Source organism: Stenotrophomonas sp. FR024 (genome assembly GCF_047500745.2).
Lineage (GTDB): Bacteria > Pseudomonadota > Gammaproteobacteria > Xanthomonadales > Xanthomonadaceae > Stenotrophomonas > Stenotrophomonas maltophilia_A.
In genome coordinates, this window is record NZ_JAXAXM020000005.1 from 276932 (window position 1) to 284600 (window position 7669).

Sequence of the window (7669 nt, forward strand, 5' to 3'; positions counted from 1 at the left end):
GGCAGGACGCACAATCCCTATGTCCGATCCCCGAAACGGCCCGCCGCCGCTGCCCGGATCCGCGCCCGCGACGCCACCGCCCTTGCCGGCGGCGTCGTTGGACGGGCCCGGTTCGCCGCACGACGTCCCTCCCCTGCCCGGCAGCTTCCCGCTGGACACCTCGAAGCTGCCGCAGGCCATCCGCGATGAAGTGGAAGCGCCGGATCCTGTGGCCATCGATACGTCGGCCAGCGAGCTGAAGGACGGCCTCAACCGCTGCCCGAAGTGCGGCGCCACCGACATCCGGCCCAAGGCCGGTACCGATATCCTGGTCTGCCTGTACTGCCGTCACGAATGGCATGGCGCACGCGTCGAGGAGGAGTTCGGGCTGGGCGAGGCCATCGACCAGCTGCGCGGCACAGTCATCGCCTCCGGCGCACGCGACATCGATGCCGACACCTCGGCGTTGATGACCTTCAAGTGCACGGGCTGTGGCGCAGAAGTCACGGTCAACACCGAAAGCACGATGACGGCGCGCTGCCACTGGTGCCGCCACGTCTTCGGCGTCAACGAGCAGATTGCCAATGGCGCGGTACCCGATGCGGTGCTGCCCTTCCACATCAAGAAGGACGATGCGGTCGCGCGCATCCGCCAGTTCGTCGACAAGCGCCGGATGTTCGCGCTGAAGGCGTTCAAGGACCAGTTCACCCCTGAAAACGTGGTGGGCGTGTTCCTGCCCTACATGATCGTCGACAGCAATGTCAGCGCGGCAGTGGCCGGCAAGGGCGAGATCAAGACGCGTGAGTACACCGTCGGCAGCGAGAAGAACAAGCGCACCCTCTACGACGCCGATGTCTACCAGGTCGAACGCCAGGTCGATTTCACCGTCGACGATCTTCCGCTGGAATCCTCGGCCGAGCGCGGCAATCTGGATACCCGCGCCAACACCAACAACATCATCAACACCATCCTGCCGTTCGATACCAAGAACGCGGTGAAATGGAACGCCTCCTACCTGGCCGGCTTCACTTCGGAGAAGCGCAACCTGGATGTGGAAAAGCTGCGGCCGCGGCTGGAAGACCAGCTGCTGTCGATTGCCCGCGCCCAGGTGGAAGGCTCGGTGAAGCGCTACAACCGCGGCGTGCGCTGGGAGCAGGAACAGCTGGAGGTGCATGGCACCCGCTGGGTGTCGATGTACCTGCCGGTCTGGCTGTACTCGTACCATCAGCCTGGCAAGAACGGCGGCATGCTGCACTACATCGCGGTGAACGGCCGTACCGGCGAAACCATGGGCAGCGTGCCCGTGCAGCAATGGAAGATGCTGCTGGCGGCCCTTGCCACCGGCACCGTCATTGAAGCCCTCGCAATTGCCTTCCTGGTGGCATCGACATGAGCGACGACAGTGGCCTCTGGCTGTTGGCGGCAGGTCCGGCCGGCGCAACCGCGCTGTACTGGGCGTTGTACCGCTATTACCGCAACACCGACAAATCGCATTCCTTCGAGCACGAGACCGAAATCGAGGCGCAGCCCGTGACCGGTTCAGACCAGCAGGTGGGCCGGGTCACCGGCACCGAGGAAAAGCGCATACGCGGTGACAACGTGTACGAGTACCGGAAACGGGTGGCAAGGGTGAAACCCGACCAGTAGAGCCAGGCCATGCCTGGCTGATCGACAACGCCGCAACGACGACGGTGAACAGCTTCAGCCGGGCAGATGTGTACGCGCCTGCGACTGTGGCCTGCTTCGCAGATCAGCTCTGTTTGCCATGCCTATACTACCGCCGCTTCCACCCCTGCCATCGTTGCACCTGCCGGTGGAAGCGGCGGGGCTGGATGTCCCCGTCGGGCCGGCCGCCACGCTGCCGCCGGTCCTGCCAGTGATTTGTAACCCAACGCGGTTCAACCAATCACCAGGGGGAAGGCTATGCGCTACACACGTCGTGATTTTCTTGCCACCACCGCCAGCGCTTCATTGGCGTCACTGGTGGCGCCCGGAGCCTGGGCCAGCGGCGCCGCACCGGCCGGAAAGGCCGCGCAGGCGCGCTACCACCGCTACAACGTCACCAGCCCCGAAGGCCAGCGCATGCTGGCCAGCTACGCGCGTGGCATCAAGGCCATGCTGGCACTGCCGGCAGACGATCCACGCAACTGGTTCCGCAACGCCTTCGTGCATCTGATGGACTGCCCGCACGGCAACTGGTGGTTTTATGTCTGGCACCGGGGCTATGTCGGCTACTTCGAACAGACCATACGCACGCTCAGTGGTGATCCGCAGTTCGCCATGCCCTACTGGGACTGGACCGAGCTGCCACGGATTCCCCCGGCGATGTTCGACGGCGTATTGACGCCCACTGACAGCGCCTATGCGCCGTATACGCGCAACCTGGCGGTCTTCACCCGGTTCATGCGCCCGGCGTTGCAGCGCTACTGGGACACGCTGGATGCAGGCCAACGCGGCCAGCTCAAGTTCCGCGGCTACCTCACTGCAGACGATGTCTGGAACGATGTAACCGGCTACAGCGTCGCGGAAAAGACCGGCATCTCGGGCAATGCGGCCTATGCGATCACCTGCGGCGCCCGCTACCTCTGGCGCGAGAATCCCGGCTTCGATGCAAAGACCGCTTCGGCCGTGTCTCCCGATACCATTCATGCGGGGTTGTCGCCGGTCGAGTTCTACAACGACGATGTGAGTCGCAGCTTTACCAGCTCACGCACGGCCTCGCACGTGGTGCAGCCTGACGGCGCCACGAAATTCTCGGTACTGGAAGGATTCCCGCACAACAAGGTGCACAACTGCATCGGTGGCGTCGGTGCGGTCGATCCCGGCCCCTACGGCAACATGACCAACTTCCTGTCACCACTCGATCCGATCTTCTACCTGCACCACGCCAACATGGACCGCCTGTGGGAGGTGTGGAACCAGCTGCAGCAATCCCGCGGCAAGCCGATCATGCCCATCAACGTCGACCAGCGGCGTCAGTTCATGAACGAACCGTTCCGGTTCTTCGTCGATGCACAGGGCAAGCCCGTTGGCGAGCGTCCGGCCAGTGCGTTCTTCTCCACCACGGCCTTCGACTACGACTACGTCTACGCGCGCCGCAACGACATGCTGGAGGCGGTCACGCTGCCAGCAGCTGCCGGCGCGGTGCGGCTGGTGCGCGGCACACGCTCCGATGGCGCCGTCCGCGTGGCTGTCCCCAGTGAGGCGGTGCGCGCGCATCTGACCACATCGGGCCCGCGCCAGTTGATTGCCGAAGTGACCCTGGAGCGACCACGCGGTTTGAACAATACGCGCGAGTTCGACGTGCTGATCAACGCACCTGCGGGCACCGCCTCCGTGGCGGCCGACAGTCCGTACTACGCCGGCACCGTATCGTTCTTCGGGCCGACCATGGCCGGGATGGATCACAGCCACCCAACCACGTTCGCGGTGCCGCTGCCGCAGAAACTGGGGGCCCTGCAGGCACTGAATGCCGCCGATGGGGGAACGACCACGCTGGAGATCCGCCTGGTTGCATCGTCCGGCCAGGCACCGCAGACATTCCCGGTGCTGGATGCCGCCATCCTGGTAGCGCCACCGCAGCCGTGATGACGCACGGCAGGTGCCGGGCTGTCCGGCACCTGCCTTCAGCCTGGCAGTCTTCAGCCAGCCTGCCCCAGCCGTACCTTCAACTGCTGGATCTCCTGTTCGCTGACCCCGATCGACTTCAGGTAACCCTCTGCACCACCGTACTGGCTGTGCAGTGCCGCCAGGAACTGTTCCATGTTGTCCGGTGCGGTACCGGCCATACCGGCCATCTTGCGGGCGATCTCGGGATTCTGCTTGACCAGCGCCATGATCTGCGCGTTCATCGCGCTGTCCTTCGGCTGCCCTTCCAGGTAGTGCGCGGAGATCGCGTAGTTGTGCACGATCTCGGCCTTCGGCACGCCCGCCAGGTCCAGCAGCAGGCCAGCGATGATGCCGGTGCGGTCCTTGCCGGCCGTGCAATGGAACAGCACGGCACCGTCCTGCTGCGCGGCGATGCGCTGGAACACCTGCTTGAACTGCGGCTGGCTGTGGCCCAGCCACTGCACATAGGCTTCGCCCAGCGAATCCGGGAAACTGGTCATCATCTTCTGCAGGTCCATCTTCTCGGTGCCCATCAGCGAAATGCGCTGGTAGGCAAAGCGATCATCCCTGGCCAGCAGGTCCGGCGACTGCGCCTCTTCATCGGCGGTACGCAGGTCGATATCCAGCTTCACGCCGGCCGCGGCCAGGGCATCACGGTCGGCATCGGTAAGGCGGCCGAGGTCTGCGGTGCGCACGAACGCATCGGCCGGAATCGGAGCGTGGCGGCCCTGCAGGCCGGCGAAGGTACGCACGTTCCAGGCGCCCTGCAGCGGGATCACGCGCTGCGCATCGGCAGCGACGGGCTTCACGTTCGCAACGGCCGTCGGCTTCGCGGCGGCGACCTGCGGCGCATCAGCGGCAGCAGCCGTCGCAGCCATCGCAGCCGTCGCAGCCATCGGCAGGCTGAGCATCACGGCCAGGACAAGTTCGGTAGAGCGGTGCTTCATGGAATTCTCCGTTCGAATCAGAAGTTGACGGCCATTTCCAGGCCGAAGGTACGCGGGTCGTTGAAGATGCCGCTCTGGCCGAGCGCCGCGCTGTTGATCTTGTAGAACAGGTGCTGCTCATCGAGCAGGTTGCGTGCCCACAACGAGAACGACATGGTGGTGCCAGTGCTGTTGACCGGCACATCCACCAGCGCCACCCGTGCGTTCACAACGAACGAGCCGTCGGTCAGCATCTGGTCGTACTCGCTGGTGTAGTAGCCATCGGACCAGTTGCCGTCCACATGGAATTTCAGTGCCGAGAAGTTCGCGAACGGCACCAGGTAGTCGACCGACAGGCTGCCGGCGTTCTTCGGCGCCAGCAGCGGCTGGACCGTTACCTGCACCCCTGCACCGAACGGGTCCGTCGCGGTCTGCGCGTCGATCTTCGTATAGGCGTAGTTGAGGCCGAGGGTGAGGTTGTCCACCGGCATCACGTTGAACTCCAGCTCCGCGCCGCGCGACTTGCCATCGCTCAATGCATTGGTGGTGACCATGGTGGTGCGGGTCTCGCCACTGTTCGGGTCGAACGGCAGCGAGAAGTCCATCTGCTTGTGCGCGATGGTCGAATCGAACACCGCCAGGTTCAGGCGCGCGCGGTTGTCCCAGAACTGCGATTTGAAGCCCAGCTCATAGGCCGTCACTTCTTCAGGACCGAACGCGCTGTAGTTGGTCGAGCGCGAGTTGGCACCGCCGGCCTTGAAGCCGGTGCTGTACTTGGCATAGACCATCGCGTGCTCGCCCAGGTCGTAGGCGATATTGACCATCGGGTCGAAACGGCTCCAGCGATCCTTGAACGCAAGGTTGGTCGCCGCACCATTGACGATGTACAGGCTGCCCTTCTTGTCATCGCGGGTATAGCGGCCACCTGCTGTCAGGTGCAGCCGCTGCATCGCTTCCGGGGTCCACGTGGCCTGGCCGAAGACGCCCAGGCTGTCGGTCCAGGCCTTGCTGGCGCGATCGATGCGTACCCGCGAGAGATCCAGCGGGTTGGTCGCCGGATTCACGGTGTAGCTGTTGCCACCCGGCCCCCAGACCAGCATGTTCGGGGTCTGCGCATTGTCACCAGCGGTCTCGTGGTAATAGAACGCACCGCCCAGGAACTGCACCTGCGAGATGTTACCGATCAGCTGGAATTCCTGGCTGTACTGGTGCTGGTAGACCTGGGCCAGGCTGTAACGCCCGAAGGGTGTGCCTGCGCCACCATAGGCCGAAATCGCATCGAGCAGCCCCATGTCGAACTGCCCCTGGGTGAGTTCACGGTAGGAACTGATCGACTTCAACTCCAGGTTGTCGTTCAGCGTCCACGACAGGTTCAACAGATGGCCACTGGTCCGTCCGATGTTGTCTTCCTGCGGCCCGCCCAGGATGGCGCTGTCGCGGCGGTCCTGGCTGGCGCCGGCCTTCTGCAGGGGGCTGAGGTAGGCGGCTGGCACCAGCACCTGGGTGTGATATGGCGTGGTGGCATCATAGGAGCGATCGAACGCGTACAACAAAGAGAAGTCATCGCTCGGCTGCCACAGCGCGCTCAGGCGCGCGCCACGCTTGTCGTAGCTGTTGAAGTCACGCTCGCCACGCATCGGATTGTCGGTGGTGCCGCCACGCCTGGCCTGCACTGCATCGATCTTGAAGCTGACATCGCCCACCTTGGGCAGGTCCAGGTGCAGCGCGCTGTTGTAGCCGCTGAAGTTGGACACACCGGCACTGACGCTGCCGCCGAATTCACCGGTCGGCTGCTTGGTCACGATACTCACTGCACCGCCTTCGGTGTTGCGGCCGAACAGCGTGCCCTGCGGCCCCTTCAGCACTTCGATGCGCTCCACGTCGTAGAGCATGCTGCCCAGCCCCTGCGCGCGGCCCATGAACACCCCGTCGACGTAGATGCCGACGCCGGCATCGCGGGCCGGTTGGTTGGCGTCGCCGGAGGCACCGATGCCACGGATGCCGATGTTCAGCGCAGAACTGCGGGTAGCGAACGGCGTGACCCGCAGTGATGGGATGGAGCCATCGGACAAGCTGCCCAGCGAAATCGCGCTGCGGTCCTTCAGCGCTTCGGCATCGACCACCGATACCGAGATCGGGGTCTCCTGCAGGTTGGTGGCGCGTTTCTGCGCAGTCACCATCACCTGGTCAAGGGCGACCACGGTGCGCGCGGCATCGGCGGATGCCTCGGCGTCGGCGCTGGGACTGTCTTCGGCATGGGCCAGCGCCGGCAGTGCGGCGGCAATGGCGAGGGTGAGCAGCGGGCGGTGCAGCAGGGCGTGGCGCATCGGACTCATTCGCGGAAGGAGAAGGCCGGCGCAGTCTGGGAGGCGGGAATTACAAATGAATGACCGTTCATTCACACCTTTTGTGACGTACTATCCCGCCTCTGGACGCCCCGACTTCATGCAATGACGCCGAAAACCGCCCTAGCCGCACCCGCTGACGCCCCTGCCGCCGCCCATGCCGAAGCCCAGCGCCGGCGCATCCTCGATGCTGCCCAGAAGTGCTTCATCACCCGCGGTTTCCATGCCGGTTCGATCGGCGATATCGCTGCCGAGGCCGAGATCAGCCAGGGGCTGATGTACCGCTATTTCGCCAACAAGCGCGCCCTGATCCTGGCCCTGATCGAGCGCCAGCTGCGCCACGACCAGGCCTCGATCAGCGAGATGCCGGTGGCGTCCGATCTGATTGATGGGCTGCTGGAGTGCTACCAACAATGGGCGCGCGGCGAGGTGCTGCCGATCCACGGCAATGCCATTGCCAGCGTGGCGCTGTATGCGGAAATCAACGCCGAGGCGCATCGCGACCCGATGCTGGCAGGGGTGCTGCGTACCCATGACAAACAGACCAGCACCGCGATCCATGCCTGGCTGCGCCAGCGTGACGTCAATCTGGGCCGCGCCGTGGACGAAGAGCGGATTGCCAGCCGAACCCTGCTGCTGCGGCTGCTGGTGGAAGGTCTGGCGATGCGCGCCGTGCGCGATCCCGACCTGCCGCCGGAACGGGTGCGGGCGCTGCTGGCCGATACGATTGGTCGTGTGATGGAGTAGTGCCGGCCGCTGGCCGGCATCTGCAGTACCCCGGCGTCACGAAGTTGCCGGCCAGCGGCCGGC

6 protein-coding genes are annotated in these 7669 nt (G+C 64.7%); 4 read left to right on the plus strand and 2 right to left on the minus strand.

Going from position 1 to position 7669, the window contains the following annotated elements:
* The first annotated feature begins 19 nt into the window (after positions 1-19).
* The 3 genes from ACMZ91_RS08430 (at position 20) to ACMZ91_RS08440 (ending at position 3567) form a co-directional block, all read left to right on the plus strand.
* Positions 20-1372: a TFIIB-type zinc ribbon-containing protein gene (locus ACMZ91_RS08430; RefSeq protein ID WP_414576605.1), complete on the plus strand. Its 1353-nt coding sequence runs from the start codon at positions 20-22 to the stop codon at positions 1370-1372.
* Positions 1369-1626: a hypothetical protein gene (locus ACMZ91_RS08435; protein ID WP_032127215.1), complete on the plus strand. Its 258-nt coding sequence runs from the start codon at positions 1369-1371 to the stop codon at positions 1624-1626. Before ACMZ91_RS08430 ends, ACMZ91_RS08435 begins: the two co-directional genes overlap by 4 nt.
* A gap of 276 nt (positions 1627-1902) precedes the next feature.
* Positions 1903-3567, plus strand: coding sequence for a tyrosinase family protein (locus tag ACMZ91_RS08440; protein WP_277778380.1), 1665 nt, complete (start codon positions 1903-1905; stop codon positions 3565-3567).
* 53 nt (positions 3568-3620) lie between these two features.
* Here the strand turns inward: ACMZ91_RS08440 and ACMZ91_RS08445 are convergent, their stop codons facing one another.
* A complete protein-coding gene (locus ACMZ91_RS08445; protein ID WP_277778379.1) occupies positions 3621-4535 on the minus strand; it encodes a tyrosine-protein phosphatase in 915 nt (304 codons plus the stop codon).
* Positions 4536-4552: 17 nt separating this feature from the next.
* Positions 4553-6841: a TonB-dependent receptor gene (locus ACMZ91_RS08450; protein WP_277778378.1), complete on the minus strand. Its 2289-nt coding sequence runs from the start codon at positions 6839-6841 to the stop codon at positions 4553-4555.
* A 123-nt stretch (positions 6842-6964) separates the two neighbouring features.
* On the opposite strand from ACMZ91_RS08450, the gene ACMZ91_RS08455 reads away from it, so the two are divergent.
* The gene (locus ACMZ91_RS08455) at positions 6965-7606 is read left to right on the plus strand and encodes a TetR/AcrR family transcriptional regulator (protein WP_414576608.1); all 642 of its coding nucleotides are present in this window, start codon (positions 6965-6967) and stop codon (positions 7604-7606) included.
* The last annotated feature ends 63 nt before the right edge of the window (positions 7607-7669 follow it).